The sequence below is a fragment of the Pseudacidovorax sp. NFM-22 genome (assembly GCF_021401245.1).
In the GTDB taxonomy this organism is placed as follows: Bacteria; Pseudomonadota; Gammaproteobacteria; order Burkholderiales; family Burkholderiaceae_C; genus Xenophilus.
Window position 1 is genome coordinate 229,439 of sequence record NZ_JACBFY010000007.1, and the last position, 17,447, is coordinate 246,885.

The 17,447-nt window shown below is 63.8% G+C and carries 13 protein-coding genes; 2 read left to right on the forward strand and 11 right to left on the reverse strand.

Annotated elements, in window-relative coordinates; all coding sequences use genetic code 11:
• Nucleotides 1-262: 262 nt before the first annotated feature.
• Complete coding sequence (locus tag L0984_RS24000) at nucleotides 263-5,188, forward strand: hypothetical protein (protein WP_234196861.1); 4,926 nt, start codon at nucleotides 263-265, stop codon at nucleotides 5,186-5,188.
• A 109-nt stretch (nucleotides 5,189-5,297) separates the two neighbouring features.
• Here L0984_RS24000 and L0984_RS24005 read toward each other — a convergent pair whose 3' ends face one another.
• The 9 genes from L0984_RS24005 to L0984_RS24045 all read right to left on the reverse strand — a co-directional run bounded on the left by L0984_RS24005 (nucleotide 5,298) and on the right by L0984_RS24045 (nucleotide 14,148).
• Nucleotides 5,298-5,702: a PPC domain-containing DNA-binding protein gene (locus tag L0984_RS24005; protein WP_234196862.1), complete on the reverse strand. Its 405-nt coding sequence runs from the start codon at nucleotides 5,700-5,702 to the stop codon at nucleotides 5,298-5,300.
• A 147-nt stretch (nucleotides 5,703-5,849) separates the two neighbouring features.
• Nucleotides 5,850-6,830, reverse strand: a complete 981-nt coding sequence (denD, locus tag L0984_RS24010; RefSeq protein WP_234196863.1) for a D-erythronate dehydrogenase — start codon at nucleotides 6,828-6,830, stop codon at nucleotides 5,850-5,852.
• A 15-nt stretch (nucleotides 6,831-6,845) separates the two neighbouring features.
• Nucleotides 6,846-8,897 (reverse strand): amidohydrolase, encoded by a 2,052-nt coding sequence (locus L0984_RS24015; protein ID WP_234196864.1) that lies wholly within the window; start codon nucleotides 8,895-8,897, stop codon nucleotides 6,846-6,848.
• A gap of 18 nt (nucleotides 8,898-8,915) precedes the next feature.
• Nucleotides 8,916-9,905 (reverse strand): tripartite tricarboxylate transporter substrate binding protein, encoded by a 990-nt coding sequence (locus L0984_RS24020; protein ID WP_234196865.1) that lies wholly within the window; start codon nucleotides 9,903-9,905, stop codon nucleotides 8,916-8,918.
• Nucleotides 9,906-10,102: 197 nt separating this feature from the next.
• Complete coding sequence (locus L0984_RS24025) at nucleotides 10,103-10,465, reverse strand: cupin domain-containing protein (RefSeq protein WP_234196866.1); 363 nt, start codon at nucleotides 10,463-10,465, stop codon at nucleotides 10,103-10,105.
• 23 nt (nucleotides 10,466-10,488) lie between these two features.
• Nucleotides 10,489-11,496, reverse strand: a complete 1,008-nt coding sequence (locus tag L0984_RS24030; protein WP_234196867.1) for a quinone oxidoreductase family protein — start codon at nucleotides 11,494-11,496, stop codon at nucleotides 10,489-10,491.
• Nucleotides 11,493-12,383, reverse strand: a complete 891-nt coding sequence (locus tag L0984_RS24035) for a 3-keto-5-aminohexanoate cleavage protein (protein ID WP_234196868.1) — start codon at nucleotides 12,381-12,383, stop codon at nucleotides 11,493-11,495. The genes L0984_RS24030 and L0984_RS24035 overlap by 4 nt, the downstream gene beginning before the upstream one ends.
• A 79-nt stretch (nucleotides 12,384-12,462) precedes the next feature.
• Nucleotides 12,463-13,227: an SDR family NAD(P)-dependent oxidoreductase gene (locus L0984_RS24040; protein WP_234196869.1), complete on the reverse strand. Its 765-nt coding sequence runs from the start codon at nucleotides 13,225-13,227 to the stop codon at nucleotides 12,463-12,465.
• Nucleotides 13,228-13,281: 54 nt separating this feature from the next.
• On the reverse strand, nucleotides 13,282-14,148 hold the full coding sequence (locus tag L0984_RS24045) for a dioxygenase family protein (RefSeq protein ID WP_234196870.1): 867 nt from the start codon (nucleotides 14,146-14,148) through the stop codon (nucleotides 13,282-13,284).
• Between the two features lie 123 nt (nucleotides 14,149-14,271).
• Here L0984_RS24045 and L0984_RS24050 point away from each other — a divergent pair, with 123 nt between their 5' ends.
• Nucleotides 14,272-15,303, forward strand: coding sequence for a LacI family DNA-binding transcriptional regulator (locus L0984_RS24050; protein ID WP_234196871.1), 1,032 nt, complete (start codon nucleotides 14,272-14,274; stop codon nucleotides 15,301-15,303).
• 19 nt (nucleotides 15,304-15,322) lie between these two features.
• On the opposite strand, the gene L0984_RS24055 is transcribed toward L0984_RS24050, so the two are convergent.
• The gene (locus L0984_RS24055) at nucleotides 15,323-16,336 is read right to left on the reverse strand and encodes a Bug family tripartite tricarboxylate transporter substrate binding protein (protein ID WP_370646170.1); all 1,014 of its coding nucleotides are present in this window, start codon (nucleotides 16,334-16,336) and stop codon (nucleotides 15,323-15,325) included.
• Nucleotides 16,337-16,385: 49 nt separating this feature from the next.
• Nucleotides 16,386-17,417 (reverse strand): Bug family tripartite tricarboxylate transporter substrate binding protein, encoded by a 1,032-nt coding sequence (locus tag L0984_RS24060; RefSeq protein ID WP_234196872.1) that lies wholly within the window; start codon nucleotides 17,415-17,417, stop codon nucleotides 16,386-16,388.
• Nucleotides 17,418-17,447: the final 30 nt, after the last annotated feature.

The window sequence follows — 17,447 nt, forward strand, 5'->3', positions numbered from 1 at the left end:
CAATGGGGTCATCCGTTTGGCCATCGTCGCCTACTTGACACCCCACTAACTTGCGTTAATCCTCACACGGCCCTACGAATCAAGGGCTGCTGCTTGCAGCATTCCTGAGATGAAGGTGTGTCCAATTGACATTTAGATGCTCGCCGCTACCTACCTAAAACAAAACCGCTATGTACGGAGCCACAGCAAAGGCAACTGAGTTCTAATTTCTTTTCATAACATGAAAATCGAAAATTTCTCCTAAAGAATCTGAAACTATCTCATGAATAACATCGTCAATGCACTGACATTTTGTCGAAATCTTCCTTCCGAACCGGGAAAAAGAATTGCGCGCGATAATTTGTATTCCCATCTTGAAAAACTCTTTACGTCACCAGCCAATTGTGTATTTATAGACGGCCTAGAACTGTCCGGAAAAAGCGAATTTGTTGCCGAATACTGTAGGAAACAACCTGAGACCACGGTCTCTGTCTTTTTACACCACGGAGACGCCTACTTTTATTCTCAGGACTATGCGCGGCTAGCAATGGCCGAGCAAATGCACTGGATTCTCCATAAAAAGCCATCTAACTTCGATGCGATAACGCTTGCAGACTACACCCGCCTGCTTCATATGTTACACAAGCAGACCCGGTCTAAGCGCATTACTTTTGTAATAGACGGCTTAGTTCAATCTGAAAAAAATGATTCTCGTACAAACCGAGAGATTCTTCAGCTTTTACCATTAAGCCAACCTAATTTCAAATTTCTTATCACCGGCGATACGGAGATTGAGAACACCGTTCGAAGTCTTTCGAAAGCCGTTAAGACGATGGCCCTTATTGAAGTCTCACGGGAAGAAGCTACCGAATATTTTTCGGACTTTGGTTCCCTTAGCGTAAAGGAGATCGATGACATAAGGAAATTCTGCGGCGGCTCCATCGGCGCCATGAGCAGATTTAAGCAGATCTTAACAAGTGGCGCTGCTTCCGTCGCCGACGTCCTCCAATATGCCGGCAATGGGCTTGAGCATATTATGGAAATCGAATGGAAACGCTGCTCTACGAATAAGGAGGTTCGCGCAATACTAGCCAATCTTGCATTCGCAACCAGAAAAATATCATTGGTAAACTTGGCATTAATGACCGGTCTACATACCGATGACATTAGCGCGCTGTTGTCGGATTGTTCATTTGTCTCGCTCGACACAACTGGAGGAACAATAAACATTCCGTCAACAAGCCAACGCAATTTTTTGCAGCAAAAACTTCGCGATCAAAAAGAAACTGTTGAAGCAGCCTACCTCACTGAGCTGCTAAAAGACCCGGAAAGCAAAGATGCGGTATTGTATTTGCCTACTGCGCTGATGCAGGCTGGAAAATACAATGAAATTGTAAAAAAACTCGACGAAAACCATTTCTTTAAAATTCTTGATACACAGAAGTCTCTTCGGGCGCTCAGAACCAACTCAGAAATAGGTTTGCAAGCGGCTAGAAAAATCAATGACGAAAGCGAAGAAATACGGTTCTCCTTAACATCCAGTTTACTAAAGGGTTTAACGTTTTCTGTTGGGACTAAGGCTCGCATAGAAGCACTAATAAAACTTGGACTAAGCGAAGAAGCAATTAGCTTGGCGATGTCAGCTCCGACAGAAGAGGAAAGATTTCATTTACTAGCGCTTGTTGGGAAAGTATTGGTTGATCAGCGTCAGCCAGTTCCTGAAACGGTAAAGGCAGAGATAGATAGACTCTACGCCGAATGTCCTATAGATGCTTTAGGCGATTTGGCAATCGATATAGCTTGTGATTTGTTGGCAATTGATTTGGATGCGGCAATTTCTCTTTTCAGCAGTGTGCATGCACAAAGCAGAGAGGGAGAAAAATCGGACGCGCACGAGATGACAGACGAGCCGCCTAGTGCCGCGAAAAAATTCTTGCATGAGCAACCGCCCCAGAGCGAACAAAACCTCGGATTGCGACTACCTGAAAGGCATCATCGACAGTTTATTAACGCACTTGGAATGCTCGTGGATCGGACAAGCGCTAGTCAGATCCTGAGAAGAGCGGGAAAAGATGTTGAAACGTCGAGTGAGATATTCTTCTTAAAGGAATGGTTATCCAAAAGAAAAAAGGATGTTGATGCATACAAGGTTGCGAACCTTTCCCTAGATTTAATGCTTCGCGATCTAAGCCGACCACCGATGGCGGAAGACCTTAGAGCGGTTGCAGAAGTACTACCCTACTGCCAGGATGTTCAGGAGGCCGAACGCCTCATAAACAGGATTCATGCCCTGGTAGGTACCGAGCTCTTCCTGGGCACCAGCGTCGAAACTGTCCGTATGCAGATGGCAATCGAGCGAACACGTCACAAATCTAGCCAAGCCGAATCGGAATATACAATTCTCGAGTTATTCTATAAGATTGATGCAATAGACGAGTTAAGCACAAAAGTAGAATGCTTTTCTTGGTTATTACACTCGCTCCAGCGCTTCGATTCGCCAGAAGAAATAGAGCAAAGAACCGGGTTGCTATCGAGCACAACTGATTCTCTAGTTTCAGCAATTAGTAATATCCTCAGTTCATCTGCGGATCATTATGCCGCCTCAAAGGGGGCGATCGTCGCACTGGCCAGAAACAACATTGATCTTGCGTTGGAATTAGCCGGACGCCTTAACACCTCCGAACGGCGAGACTTCGCGTTCGCCCACCTCGCAGATGAGCTTTTCGCAAACGGCTCGTATGTTGACCATCCGGGTAAGGTCTTCGAGTGCATTAATTCAATAGTGAGCGAAGCAAGGCGAGCGTTCGTAATAATCAGCGGGCTCAAAACTGCCGCCAACCACGCAGAGAAAGATGGCCGGAAGTGCCCCAAACGATTTCTAGATCTGGTTAACGGGATTCGCGTCGCAAATCTTAAATTTCTTGCCCTCGCGCAATGGGTCAAAATATGTCGATTGCTCAATTTAGTTGATGACGTGGAAAAAAATCGGTATAGCCGAGACCTTGATGAAGCATGGGCGAACATTTCAGTGGACTGGGTGAAGTGTGACGTCGCATATGCATTTGCAGCTGATATGGCGACGGCAGACCCTGCTCTCGCCGAAAGCTGGCTATCCAAAGCACAAGCAGAGGAGCAATTGATTCGTACACCTTCGAAGAGGTATGCCGAGGTATTGCAGCGGACAATTTCCCTAGCCGTGCGAGCGTTCGCACACTTGGCGGACGATAGCAATATTCAAGAATCTTATGCCCTTCATCGGATCAATACCTTAATTGATGCGTTGCCAGTCCCACAGGATAAGATAATTAACTGGGGAGAGCTTGGAATCGCCCTGCACTTTGCCAACAAGCGTACAGCAAGTAAGTTTGTTTGCTCGAACTTTATTGAGCCGCTTATCAACGACAATTTGACGGGCAATGAGTATGTGCGAGAACTCATGATCGAGGAGGCCGCACCAATTCTGTATCTTAGCCACCCTGCGTCCGCGATATTTCACATCGATAAGATCAAAGGAAAAATGAGAAGGGATGTTGCGCTATCTGACGTCTGCATGACCTTACTACGTCACAAAGGCCCGTATGAACAATATAAGGCACCCGAAAATGATGAGTATGAGATCGACAGCGAAACCGCCACCGCGATCTGCCAGCTTTTAGACGGTATTCATAGCGACTGGATCGTGTTCTCTGTGATCAAGGCACTTGCGGCAAGCCTTGCGTCGAAAAAGAACATTGCGCGTATTAGGCGACCTCATGCAATTGACCTTTTAACCAAGCTGGCACAGATCATCGAGAAAAAATTTCCCGACATAGATAATATTAGGCATGATGGCTATAAAATATCGAGCGAGGCGCAGATTTTTAAAGCAAGAGTCTCCCTAGGAATTACAGTGCCACCTGCGGAATGGCAGAGGCTTTATGCTTCAGCAAGAGCAATAAGCAATGCAGCTGACAGATCAGTAGTCACAGGATTTGTGCTAGCAGCTGCAAAAGCTAAGCATAATCTGACCGACGCAGGGTGGGCGGCGTCGGTGAAATCAGATATTCTTGCAGTTCCGACCATTGCGGACCGCCTTGATCGCTTTGTATGGCTTGCTGAGATCATTTCCAGCGTTGATAAGCCTCAAGCACTTGCTTGGTCCCGCGATGCGATGGCTTTGTCAATCAAGCCAGATGTGGCGGACGATGCCTTTGATCGTCAAACCAAAATTATCGATTTGGTTTATAGCATTGACCCAGATGCGGTGAATGATTACATCGAATTAGCTGATAAGGACGAGGCACGCTCTTTTAACAAGAAGGCACTAGAAGAGCGGTTGAAATTAAAAAATCTCCAGAAAGATGCGGCTGAAGACCTGACAGAGACGGATTTCAGCGACGGTTCTATGGAGGACGTCGCAGAGCTTTGCATGCGAAATCTTGCGGCGCTGAATGCGAACCGCATTATACCTCTGCCAATAAACAGCTTTAAAGAGCTCGCATCGAGAGCTGCCACGTTTGGAATCGATGAGGCATACTGTGTGTGGAGCTGGATTCTAGAGAACTCAATAAGAAAAACACCAAGCGGTAGGGTTTCAAAGACAGCTGAGGAGATCCTCGGCGCCGCTCTTGTCTCGGGCGCCCTTTTGTTACGGCTGCTTCGCGGCTCGGAAGCTGTCCTACGTCCTATGCGCTTTTCCGTAGATGGACTTGTCAGGCCTGGCGATAGGGAAAGCGTTATGGCGAAGATTAGCGACTGGGCAAGAGAAATCGACGGTGAAGATATTTTTATCTCAGATCCATTCTTTGGCCCATCAGACATGGATATATTGTTCCATATCGTTCAAGCTGCCCCCGCGTCCGCCATTAAAGTGCTTACGAGCAAAAAGCACATAAAAGATCAATCAGCAGACAGTCAGACAAGTGATCTATTCGAAGACGCATGGCGCTCATTAGCAGACATATCGCCGAAAGATATGAGTATAGGCATAATTGGAATGGGCAGTGCCGGTGCGCATCCAATTCATGATAGATGGTTGGTGTCTAAAAATTCAGGGCTAAGGCTAGGCACTTCGGCCAACTCGATCGGCCTCATAAAATTATCGGAGGTTTCCGATATTGATAGCGCTAAGGCATCCGCAATGTTCAATGAAATTGACGCACTATTTAATAGAAAAAGGAGGTCCTGGGAGGGCATGAAAGTCTCCGTATCAACTTTCGATATTCTTTGAGACCAAGATGCTCTAGCGCACAGGGTTACGATAAAAGATGACATCTGGTCGGCGGTCGGCACGTCTGACCTTAACAGTTCATCTTGAGGTGGACCTCCACGTTCTATATTCAGTTTGTTACTGGCCCCAATTCCATTTCGAGATACCCCGTCCGCACGTCAAAGGCCCGCCCCAACCGCCACCCCACCATCTCCGCCACCACCAGCTCCACCGTCGTCCGCACCGCATTCCCATACCCCACATGCCCGCCCCACACGCGCCCTTGCGCGTCGGCCACGCTCATGTGCAGGTGCGTGCCCTGGGGCGACAGCGAGCCCGAGAGGCTGAGGATTTCGAAGGGCCCGGTCCAGCGGGTTTCGTGTTCGGCGGCGGCCAAACGCAGCACGGCGCCGTCCAGACTGCCGATGCCGGCGACGACGAAGAGGGCGGGGCCGTCGGCATGGTCGGCGGCGTGCTGTTCCAGCGTGCGCCGCAGGTCGGCGCCGGGCGGCAGGCGCAGGGGGGTGAAGCTCATGGCGCCATCGTGCCCGGGATGGGCCCTCGTCGGCAAGCGAGCGCAATGCCAGGTGGTCGTGAGACCGAGCACCTCATCCGGCCTTGCGCTGCTGATCCATCGCCCAGGTGGCTCGGTGTGCCTGCGCGGCCAGCCGCGCAAGCCTGCTCAGCCCATCAGCGCCCGGTACTGCGCAATGACGGCGTCGAAGCTCGCATCCGCCTGCAGCCCCAGCCGCCGTGCACGCTCGCTCTCGAACCGCGAGGGCCAGCCGCCGACGATGCGCGTGATGGCCGCATCGGGCCTGACGGTGACGCGGGCGGCCACCGCCTGGCCGGCGCTGCGTTCCAGGGCCTCCAGCATCTCCGCCACGGTCACGCTGAGGGCCGGCAGGTTCAGCGCGGTGCGTCCGCCGAACTCGGCGCGGCTGGCTTCGGCCACGCGCAGGATGCCGGCGATGGTGGTGTCGGGCGAGGCCAGGGCGACGGCCGTCGCCGGGTCCACCGGGCAGATGGCGTCGATGCCCGCCAGCGGCTCGCGCACGATGCCCGAGAGAAAGCCCGAGGCCGCCCCGTTGGGCCGGCCCGGCCGCACCGACACCGTCATCAGCCGCGCGGCGCGGCCGTCGATGTAGCCCTTGCGGGTGTAGTCGGCCACCAGCTGTTCGCAGATGAACTTGTGGATGCCGTAGCTGGACTGGGGCGTGGGCAATGTGTCGTCGCGCACGACGGGCGGCAGCGGCACGGCCTCGTCGGCGCCATAGACGGCGACCGAGCTGGCGAAGAAGAAGAGCGGCGCCTTGCCGGTGCGGGCGTGCTGGGCGCGCAAGGCCTCCAGCAGGCGCCGCGTGGCTTCGAGGTTGCTGCGCAGGCCCAGCGCGAAGTCCGCCTCGCATTCGCCCGACACGGCCGAGGCCAGGTGGAAGACGGCGTCATGGTCGCCCACCATCAGGCCGTCCAGCCGCTCCAGCAGGTCGCCGGCGTCGCACTTGACCCGCGGGTCCGCCAGCAGGCCCGGATCGCCGACCGGATGCAGGTCGGCCAGGGTGAGCGTGTCGATCGGCTGGCCGCACAGGCTGCCGCGTTGCAGCAGGCTGCGCGCCAGCAGGGTGCCGAGGAAGCCGGCGCCGCCGGTGATGAGGATGTTCATCCCGCCACTATCGCCCTAGATCACTGCGCAGCCGCAGCTCATGCGCCAGTTGCCGCGATCGCCCACGATGATCGGCGCCGACGCGGGCCCGGCACAGCAGCCGGCGCCATGCGTGGCCGCCGCACTGGGCGCCTGCGCCATGCCGCTCTTGCGCCGCTGCTGGTAGCCGCCGTACACGTTCACCGGCAGCCAGTCGGGCATGGGCTTGACCACGGCCGGCGCCTGCGCGGCAAAGGCGCCGCTGCCGTGCACCACCGCGCCGCCCACCACCGTCAGCACGGCGGTGATGTCGCGGATGTCGTCCTCGGGCACGGCAAAGTAGTCGTCCGACAGCAGCGCGAAGTCGGCCAGCTTGCCGGGCTGGATGCTGCCTTTGCGGGCCTCGTCGCCGGTCAGGGCCGCGCCCTCCAGCGTCCACATGCGCAGCGCCTCGTCGCGGCTGACCAGGTTGCGGTCGGCATTCAGGCGCGTGTCGCCCATGGTCTTGCCCGTGACCAGCCAGTGCAGCGAGACCCATGGGTTGTAGCTGGTGGCGCGGCTCGAATCGGTGCCGCAGGCCACGGGCAGGCCCATGGCGCGCATGCGGCCGATGGCGGGCGCGTCGGCCGCCGCCTCGCGGCCCCAGGTCTGCGCAAAGACCTCGCCGTCGAGCGACATGCGGTTCTGGATGGCGATGCGTCCGCCCATGGCGGCCACGCGTTCCATGGAGCGTGGCGACAGCGTCTCGCAGTGGTCCAGCGCCCAGCGCACATTCTTCATCGGCACGTCGCGGTTGACCTTCTCCAGCACGTCGAGGATGCGCGTGGCCGTGCTGTCGTAGCTGGCATGCATGCGGATGGGCCAGCCCTTGCCCACCAGGTAGGTCGCCACCTCGGTGAGCTTGCTTTCCATGATGGCCGGGGCGGGCGCGACGCTCTTGCCGAAGTTGGCCGGATCGGTGGCGGCCCACAGGATGTATTCGCCCGCGCCCACCATGCGCAGCCAGTCGTCGCCCTGGCCGGGGGCGACCTTCTGCGACCAGGCCTGGTAGTCGGCCAGCTCCTGGCCGGGGCGCTGCGCGAACAGGTTGTACGAGATGCGCAGCGTCATCCTGCGCTCGGCCGCGAGTTGGGCGATGCCGCTGTAGTGCTCGGGGTAGTTCTGGCCGCCGCCGCCGGCGTCGACCACGCTGGTCAGGCCCAGGCGGTTCATCTCGCGCATGTAGAGCTGGGTCGACAGCGCCTGGTCGTCGTCCGAGAGCTTGGGCACGCGCGCGAACAGGGCCACCAGCCCGCCCAGGCTGGTGGTGTTGACCACCAGGCCGGTCGGGTTGCCGGCGGCGTCCTTCTCCAGCACGCTGCCGATGGGGTTGGGCGTGTTGCGGTCGAAGCCGAGCACCCGCAGCGCCGCACGGTTCAGGAAGGCGCGGTCGTACAGGTTCATGACGAAGCAGGGCACGTCGCCGGTGGCGGCGTTGATCTCCTGCAGCGTGGGCAGCCGCTTCTCGCGGAACTGGTAGGGCGAGAAGCCGCCCACCACCTGCACCCAGTGCGGCGGCTGGGTGCGCCGCGCCTGGTCGCGCAGCATGACCAGCGCATCGGCCAGCGAGGGCACGCCATCCCAGCGCAGCTCCTGCGTGTAGGTGAGCCCGCCGCGGATGAAGTGCGCATGCGAGTCGATGAGGCCCGGCACCACGGTGCGGCCCTGCGCGTCGATGACGCGGGTGCGCGGGCCGATCCAGCGCTGCATGTCGGCATCGCTGCCCACGGCGGCGAACTGCTCGCCCACGATGGCCAGTGCCTGGGCGCGCGGGCGCTTGGGGTCCACCGTGGCGATGCGGGCGTTGAGCACCACCACGTCGGCCGGGCCGGCGGGCACGGTGCTGGCACAGCTGGCCAGTGCGCCGCCCAGGCCCAGGCCCGCGAAGCCGCCGGCCGTGGCCAGGCCCAGCGAGCTGCGCAGGAACTGCCGGCGTGGCGGCACGGGCTCGGCCTCGTGGGCACAGGCGGGGTCGCACCAGTGGCGGTAGCGGGGCGTGTCAGAAGTCGTCGTGGCGGCGGCGTTGCCGCCCAGGCTGAAGCGCTTCATGGCGAGGCGGCTCCGGGCTCAGTCGACCTTGATGCCGGAGGCCTTGACGATGCGCGCGCTCTTGGCCGTCTCGTCCGCCAGGAAGGTGTCGAACTGGGCCGAGGGCATGGTGAAGGGCTCGGCGCCCAGCTTGTCGAGGCGGTCCTTGAGGTCGGGCGCGGTCATGATCTTGGCGACTTCGGTCTGCAGGCGGTCGATGACGGGCCGCGGCGTCTTGGCCGGCGCGAACAGGCCGACCCAGAACAGGTACTCCGAGCCGGGCACGCCGGCCTCCACCGTGGTGGGCAGGTCCGGCTGCACCGACGAGCGCTTGCCTGTGCCCACGGCCAGTGCCTTGAGCTTGCCGTCCTTGATGAGCGGCAGGGCCGACACCATGGGCGCGAAGAACCAGTCCACGCGGCCGCCCATCACCTCGGTCATGGCCTCGGGCGTGCCGCGGAAGGGCACATGCTGCGCCTGGATGCCCGCCGCCAGGCGGAAGACCTCGGCATTCATGTGCGTGGCCGAGCCGTTGCCGGCCGACGCGTAGTTGAAGCCACCCGGCTTGGCCTTGACCTGCGCGACCAGGTCCTTCACATCCGCGAACTTGCCGGGCGAGGTGACCAGCACGTTCGGCAGGCTGGCCATGGGCGTGATGCCGGCGAAGTCCTTGAGTGTGTCGTAGCTCAGGTTGGGATAGATCGACGGATTGACCAGGTGCCCCGCCGAATGCACCAGCAGCGTGTAGCCGTCGGCCGGCGCACGCGCCACCTGCACGGCGCCCAGCGTGCCGCCGGCGCCGGGCTTGTTCTCGACCACCACCGAGGTGCCGAGCGCGGGGCCGAGGCGCTCGGCCACCAGCCGGGCCACGATGTCGGTGCCGCTGCCGGCCGTGAAGGGCACGATCAGGCGGATGGTCTGGCCGCGCGGCCAGTCGCCCTGGGCATGGGCGCTGGCGAAGGCCGTGGCAGCCAGGGCGCCAGCGATGAAGAGGCGGCGGCCGAAGCCGCGGGTCGAGGGGAAGGTCATGTCTTGTCTCCGTCTTTGTCTTCTGTGGGTGGATGGGGCAGTCAACCTCGATCCGTTCGGGCTGAGCTTGTCGAAGCCTCGCGCGGCGCTTCGACAAGCTCAGCGTGCACGGGTGGGGTGAGCTTGAACGGTTGGGGTCAGCGTGACCGGCTGGGGGTCAGCGCGAACGGCTAAGGCTCAGTGCGAACGGCCAGGGGTCACTTGGGCCCTGGCGGCTCGTGCGGCATCACCAGCGCCACCAGCACCGGCCGGTTGCTGCGGTTCACCAGCTGCCGCTTCTCGCCCGGCGCGAAGCGGCAGGAGTCGTAGGGGCCGAGCTCGTGCTCCTCGGTCTGCCCATCCAGCTCGCCGATGACGGTGAGCCGGCCTTCGAGCACGAGGTAGAGCTTTTCCATGGGCGAGCCGTCCAGGCCGGTGTGGCCACCGGGCAGGATCTGGCTCATGCCCATCCACATCTGCTCGGAGGGCCCGGCCTCCTTGCCCTGCAGGCGCAGGCAGCGCATGTCGAAATGGCGGGGCGCCTCATAGGCGGGCGCCTGGTCGAAGCGGGTGACGTGCATGGCGGTCGTCTCCGTGCCTGCGCTCAGGGCCGCAGCACCACGCGATCGGTGCTGCCCGACAGCACCTGCCGGTAGGCCTGCAGCGCCTCGTCCAGCCCGAAGCTGCGCGCTACCGCAAAGGGCTTGAGCGTGCCGCGCTCGAAACCCTCGCGCATCGCGTCCAGCTGCGCGGTGGAGGCCACGCAGTCCATGGCCAGCGAGTCGATGCCCACGTAGGTGTGCATGCCCCGGTAGAAGGCAAAGATGTCGAAGGGCACTGCGCGGTCGTGCGTCGCGATGAAGATCTGCGTCGCCCCCTTGGCCATGGCTTTGTTGGCGGCCTCGAAGTAGGCGCTGCCGACGGTGTTGTAGACCACGTCCGCCCCGCGCCCGCCGGTGAGTTCGAGCACGCGCGCGGCCACGTCTTCCTGGCTGGCGTCGATGACGTCCACCGGCGCGCAGGCGAAGCCCTCGAAGGGGCCGGGCCGGCGCTGCACGGCGATCACCTTCGCGCCACCCTGGGCCGCGAGCTGCACCGCCGCCTGACCCACCTTGCCGTTGGCGCCCAGCACCAGCACCACCTGGCCCGCCTGCGGCATGCCGCTGCGGCGAAAGCCCTCGTAGGCCGTCACGAAGGGCACGCCCACGGCGCCGGCCTCGTCCATCGAGATGTTGCGGGGGCGCTCGCGCAAGGCGGCTTCGGGCAGCAGCAGGTAGCGCGCGTGCGAGCCGTCGCGGGTGATGCCCACATCGCCGCCGGAGCCATACACCTCGCGGCCGATCCAGGCGCTGGGCCCAGCGATCACGGTGCCCGCAAAGTCGCGGCCCGGCGTGCGCGGCCACACGGCCTTGGGCATCAGGCCCAGCGTGGCCTTCACGTCGCTGGGGTTGACGGCCGCGGCGCCGACCTGCACCACGGCCATGCCGGCAGCAGGCGTGGGCGGCGGCTGGTCGACGAGGGCGAGCTGCAGCGACGCGAGGTCGGCGGCCTTCTGCTCCACGCGCAGGGCGCGGGCGGCGCCGTGGGGGTTCGGGTTCGAAACGGCGTTCATCGTGCGGCTCCTGCGGCCGGCAGGCCGAGCATCTGGCGCGCCTCGGCGGCGCTGGCCACCTGGCCGCCCAGGCTGCGGATGATGTCGCGCGCCTTGGCCACCAGCTGGGCATTGCTTTCTGCCAGCACACCGTGCGACAGGTAGATGTTGTCTTCCATGCCCACGCGCACATGGCCACCCATGAGCCAGGCCTGGGCCACGATCGGGAACTCCATGCGGCCGATGCCGAAGGCGCTCCAGAAGGCGCCGCGCGGCAGCATGTTGCGGGCGTAGAGCAGCGTCTCGGGCGTGGGCGCAAAGCCGTACTTCACGCCCAGCACGAAGGTCCACATGCCGGGGCCGTCGAGCGTGCCGTCGGCGATCAGGTCCAGCGCCAGGTTGATGTCGCCCGAGTCGAAGATCTCCAGCTCGGGCTTCACGCCCGCCTCGCGGATCACACGAGCCATGCGGCGCACGTTCTTCGGCGTGTTGATCACGACGTCCGGGCCGCTGTTCATGGTGTTGAGGTCCAGCGAGCAGACGTCGGGCTTGATCAGCGCGATGTGCGCCACGCGCCGCTCCGGCGGCAGCAGCGAGGTGCCGGGCGCGTAGACCTTGGGGTCGTCCTCGCTGGGCACGAAGCGCCCGCCAGGGCCCGTGGTGAGATTGATGATGAGCTCGCGGTCGTGGCGGCGGATGCGCTCGACCACCTCGCGGTAGAGCTCCACCTCCATCGACGGCTTGCCGGTGCCCGGGTCGCGCACATGGATGTGCACCTGGCCGGCGCCCGCCTCGGCCGCGGCCAGGCATTCGTCGGCGATCTGCGTGGGGGTGATGGGCAGGTGCGGGGTCTGCTCGGGCTTCACCAGGTTGCCCGTGACCGCGCAGGTAATGAGTGTCTTGGTCATTGGACCCCCACGCTTGTCACTTCGTGTACTTCGCTGCCCCCCGAGGGGGCTTTCGCGCCTTTGGGCGGCCATGCGGCGCTCATAGGTGCCTCCCCCCATCCACCACGATGCGCGTGCCCGTCACGAAGCGCAGCGTGGTGGCCAGCGCCTCGACCGTGGCGGCTACGTCGTCGGGCAGGCCGATTCGGCCCAGCGGCGTGGTGGTGGCCATCTTGGCCTTGAAGGCCTCGCCGCGGCCGGGCACGAAGGCCGACTCCACCGCGCCCGGCGAGACCGACACCACGCGCACGGCCGGTGCCAGCGCCTTGGCCAGCGCATCGCCCACCACGTCCACGCCGGCCTTGGCGGCCACATAGGCCAGGTTGCTGCCCACGCCGGTGAAGCCGGCGATGGACGACACGTTCACGATCAGCCCGTCGCCGCTGGCCTTGAGCAGCGGCGTGAAGGCGCGGATGGTGGCGAACACGCCGCGGAAGTTGGCCCGCAGCAGCTCGTCGATCAGTTCGTCGGTCAGGCCGTCGAGGTCGGCCGCAGCCACCGGCCGCGTGTGGCCGGCGCTGTTGACCAGGATGTCGCAGCGGCCGTGATCGGCCTTCACCTGCGCGGCGGCGGCCTGCAGGCTGGCGCTGTCGACGATGTCGGCGCGCAGCGCGCCGTGGCGCTGGCCTTCGGCCGAGGGCAGGGCGGCGGCGCGGGCGTCGGCGTCCTCGGCCTTGCGGTGCAGCAGCACGCAGGTGGCGCCCAGGGCGGCCAGGCGCTGCGCGCTGGCATAGCCGATGGCGCCCAGCCCGCCGGTGATGACGGCCACCTTGCCGTCCAGGCGTGAAACAGGGGTGAAGCTCATGGTCTTGCAGTCATGAAGGAAGGGGTTGAAAGAGGAAGAGGAAGAAAGGAGCGATCAGGGAATCGGCGGGCGCGGGAACTTGGTCTCGCCCGGCTCCAGCTGGAAGTCGTAGGCCAGCGTGGCGCTCTGCCCATCGGGCTGCAGCGCATAGCGGCCGATCAGCCGGCGCGTGACGCCGAAGGTCGGGTCGCTTTCGAGGTTCTCGTCATCGTCGGCATACACCTGGCTGACCAGCACCTTGAAGCCCGGCTTGCTCACCATGAAGTGCAGGTGGGCCGGCCGGTTGGGATGGCGGCGCTGGGCCTTCAGCAGCACGCCGCAGGGACCGTCCACCGGCACCGGGTAGCCGGCGGGCCGCACGCTCTGGAAGTGGTAGCGGCCCTCGGCATCGGTGCGAAAGCGGCCGCGCAGGTTCATGTTCTCCTGCGTCGGGTCCTGGTTCTCGTACAGGCCCACGGGCGAGGCCTGCCACACGTCCACCATGGCGTCGGCCAGCGGCCGGCCCTGGCCGTCGCGCACCACGCCCGAGACGAAGAGTGGCACGCCCGGCGTGCCCGAGCGGGCGATGGAATCGCCGCAGGCGCAGTCCGGCGCATTGGCGCGCCAGAAGGGGCCCAGCAGGGCAGAGGGCGATTCGCCCTGCGGATCCTGGTTGTTCTGCAGCGCCACCAGGGTCGAGATGCCGAGGATGTCGGCGGCCAGCACCACCTCGTTCTTCTTCTCGCCGGTGGCCTGGCCGATGGCCACGATGAAGTCCAGCGCCTGCTCGAACTCCTCTTCGCTGAGCTTCACCTCCTGCACGAAGGCATGCAGGTGGCGGGTGAGCGCGGCGATCACCTCGCGCAGCCGGGGGTTGGGGGTGCGGGCCATCGCGTCCAGGGCGATGGGCAGGACCGAGTCGGGGGTCGTCACGATGTTCATGACCGGGGCTCCGTGTGCAAACGTTTGCACATTATTGGTTCTGATCCAGCGCAAAGCAAAGGGCACAATCGCAGCATTGACCCTCTTGACAGCCTGCCTCTCGAAAGGCAAACGTTTGCACACATGAAAGCCGCCAAGCCGCCCAAAGTCACCATCCGCGATGTCGCCACAGCCAGCGGCGTGCATGTGTCGACCGTCTCGCGCGCCCTCGATCCAGCGCGGCGCAAGCGCATCAGCAAGGAGGTGCTGGAGCTGGTGGAAGAGACGGCCCGGCGCCTGGGCTACCAGCCCAACCGCGCGGCCTCGGCGCTGCGCACCGGCCGCACCCACACCATCGGCGTGCTGCTGCCGGACATCACCAACCCGGTGTTCCCGCCCATCCTGCAGGGCATCGAAGCCGCGGCGGCGGCGCGCGGCTACTTCGTCTTCGTGGCCAACGTGGGCGACCCCAAGCTGGCGCAGCCCATCCTCGCGCGCATGAAGGCGCAGCAGATCGACGGGCTGGTGATGGCCATCGCGCTGCGCGAGGATCCGCTGATCGACTTCGTGCGCGACAGCGGCATGCATGCGGTGATGGTCAACCGCGCCGACGAGAGCGGACGCCTGCCCGCGGCGGTGAGCGACGACCGCCTGGCCATGAAGCTGGCCGTCGACCACCTGGTGGCCCTGGGCCATCGCCGCATCGCGCACCTGGCCGGCCCGCAGACCGTGCCCACCGGCGTGGGCCGCCGCCAGGGCGTGGAGCAGGCGCTGCGCGACCACCGCCTGCCGCCGCCGCGCATCGTCGAATGCGACAGCTACAGCCGCGAGGCCGGCCAGCAGGCCATGCGCGCGCTGCTGGAGGGCGAGGGCGAGCGGCCCGAAGCGGTGGTCTGCTGCAACGACCTGGTGGCGCTGGGCGCCTACGACGTGCTGCGCGCGGCCGGCCTGCGCATTCCGCAGGACATCTCCATCACCGGCCACAACGACATGCCGCTGGTGGACATGGTCGATCCGCCGCTCACCACCATCCGCCTGCCGCACCGCGAGCTGGGCTGGCAGGCGGCGGAGATGCTGTTCCAGGCCATCGAGGGCCAGGCGCTGCTGGCCTCCACGGTGGTGCTGCGGCCGGAGCTGGTGGTGCGGGCGTCGACCGCGGCGCCTGCGGCGGCCTGAGCGTTCGCTCGACCGCTGCTCAGGGCCGTACCGCCAGTCCCAGCTGCCGGATGATCCCGCCCCAGGCGTCGTAGGTGGAGCGCGTGAGCGCCGCCAGTTCGCGCGGGCTGGAGGCCTCGGCCTCGTAGGCGCCCTGGCGGAAGAAGGCGCGCGTCTCCGGCTGCGACAGCACCTTGGCGAGCGCGGCGCTCAAGGTGTCGACCACCGCGGGCGGCATGCCAGCCGGCCCGTAGAAGCCCAGCCAGCTGGGCATGTCGACGCCGGTGATGCCCTGCTCGCCCATGGTGGGCACATCAGGCAGAAGCGGGCTGCGTTTGGGGGCGGCCACCGCCAGCATGCGCACCTTGCCGGTGGCGCTGTTCTGGATCGCATTGGGCGCGGCGTCGAAGTAGAACTGCACCCGGCCCGCCAGCACATCGCGCGCCGCATCGGCCCCGCCCTTGTAGGGCACATGCACGGCGTCGAGCCCGGCCTGCCGGCAGAAGGCCTCGCCGTAGATGTGCGAAGACGTGCCGGCGCCGAAGGAGGCATAGCTCACCGTGCCCGGATGGGCCCGCACATAGGCCACCAGCTCTTGCACGGTGTGCACCGGCAGGCTGCTGTGGGCCGTCAGCACCAGCGGGCCGCGGGCGCCCAGCGAGATGGGCGTCAGGTCCTTGAAGGGGTCGTAGCGCACCTGGGCCAGCGTCTGCGGGTTCTGCGCCACCACCGAAGAGGGCGCGTACATCAGCGTGTAGCCGTCGGGCGCGGCGCGGATCACTTCCTCGGTCGCGAGGATGAAGCTGGCGCCGGGCCGGTTCTCGACGATGACCGGAATGCCCAGCACATCGGGCAGCCGGTTGGCGACGAAGCGGGCCTGCGCGTCCGACGCGCCGCCTGCGGCCAGGCCCAGCACGATGCGCAGGGTGCGCCCCGGCTGGGGAAAGGACGCCGGCGCGGCCCGCACCACCGGCCAGGGCGAGAGCGCCAGCGCGGTGGCCAGGCCCGTCAAGGCGCGGCGGCGGGAAAAGGGAAGGGTGGGGGTCGTGCTCACGGATGGACCTCGGGAATCGCGTCGGGGGTGCGCAGGGACATGCCTGCGCTCACTGGGCCGCCTGCAGGCCGACCTGGCGCACCATCGCGCCCCATTGCTCGTAGGTGCGGCGGGTCAGCTGCGCAAAGGCCTCGGGGCTGCTGGCCGCCGCCTCGTAGCCGCCTTCGCGGTAGAACTTGCGCACCTCGGGCAGCGCCAGCACCTGCGCCAGCGCGGCATTGAGCCGCTGCACGGTGGGCGCCGGCATGCCCGCCGGGCCGTAGAAGCCCAGCCAGCTCGGCAGGTCCAGGCCGGTGAAGCCCTGCTCCGACAGCGTGGGCACGTCCGGCAGGGCGGGGATGCGCTGCTCGGCCGCCACGGCCAGGATGCGCACCTTGCCGCTGCTGGCGGCGATCAAGGCGGACGACGCCGAATCGAACATGAAGGGCACGCGGCCGGCCATCAGGTCCTTGGCGGCGTCCGAGCCGCCCTTGTAGGGCACATGCACCGAGTCGATGCCCGCCTTGCGGGCAAAGGCTTCGCCGTAGATGTGCGACGAGGTGCCCGCGCCGAAGGAGGCATAGCTCGTCTGGCCCGGCCGCGCCTTCACATAGGCCACCAGCTCGGCCACGTTGGTCGCCGGAACGGCGCTGCTGATCGACAGCACCAGCGGTCCGCGGCCGCCCAGCGAGATGGGCGTGAAGTCCTTGAAGGGGTCGTAGGGCACCTTGGCGAAGGTGTGGGGGTTCTGCGCCATGGTGGAGGAGGGCGCATACAGCAGCGTGTGCCCATCGGGCAGGGCGCGCGCCACCTCGCTGGCGGCCAGCATGGTGCTGGCGCCGGGGCGGTTGTCCACGAGCACCGTCGCGCCCAGCACCTCGCCCAGGTGCCTGGCCACGATGCGCGCCTGCGCGTCGGTCCCACCACCCGCAGTGAAGCCGACCACGATGCGGATGGGTTTGCCGTCGAGCGGGAAGGCAGGGCCGGCCGCCTGTGCGGAAGGCATCAGGCCCACCAGGGCCGGCACGGCAGCCGCGAGCGCCAGCAAGGGCGCCAGCGCGCGGCGGCGCATGGCATGAGGAAGCGAGGGACGAGGTCGCATGAAGTCTCCGAATTCCGTTTTGCACAGACT

Bases quoted from the DNA above. Each gene is read 5' to 3' on its own strand.
- L0984_RS24000 (WP_234196861.1), top strand. From the start codon at position 263: ATGAATAACATCGTCAATGCACTGACATTTTGTCGAAATCTTCCTTCC.
- L0984_RS24005 (WP_234196862.1), bottom strand. From the start codon at position 5,702: ATGAGCTTCACCCCCCTGCGCCTGCCGCCCGGCGCCGACCTGCGGCGC.
- denD (WP_234196863.1), bottom strand. From the start codon at position 6,830: ATGAACATCCTCATCACCGGCGGCGCCGGCTTCCTCGGCACCCTGCTG.
- L0984_RS24015 (WP_234196864.1), bottom strand. From the start codon at position 8,897: ATGAAGCGCTTCAGCCTGGGCGGCAACGCCGCCGCCACGACGACTTCT.
- L0984_RS24020 (WP_234196865.1), bottom strand. From the start codon at position 9,905: ATGACCTTCCCCTCGACCCGCGGCTTCGGCCGCCGCCTCTTCATCGCT.
- L0984_RS24025 (WP_234196866.1), bottom strand. From the start codon at position 10,465: ATGCACGTCACCCGCTTCGACCAGGCGCCCGCCTATGAGGCGCCCCGC.
- L0984_RS24030 (WP_234196867.1), bottom strand. From the start codon at position 11,496: ATGAACGCCGTTTCGAACCCGAACCCCCACGGCGCCGCCCGCGCCCTG.
- L0984_RS24035 (WP_234196868.1), bottom strand. From the start codon at position 12,383: ATGACCAAGACACTCATTACCTGCGCGGTCACGGGCAACCTGGTGAAG.
- L0984_RS24040 (WP_234196869.1), bottom strand. From the start codon at position 13,227: ATGAGCTTCACCCCTGTTTCACGCCTGGACGGCAAGGTGGCCGTCATC.
- L0984_RS24045 (WP_234196870.1), bottom strand. From the start codon at position 14,148: ATGAACATCGTGACGACCCCCGACTCGGTCCTGCCCATCGCCCTGGAC.
- L0984_RS24050 (WP_234196871.1), top strand. From the start codon at position 14,272: ATGAAAGCCGCCAAGCCGCCCAAAGTCACCATCCGCGATGTCGCCACA.
- L0984_RS24060 (WP_234196872.1), bottom strand. From the start codon at position 17,417: ATGCGACCTCGTCCCTCGCTTCCTCATGCCATGCGCCGCCGCGCGCTG.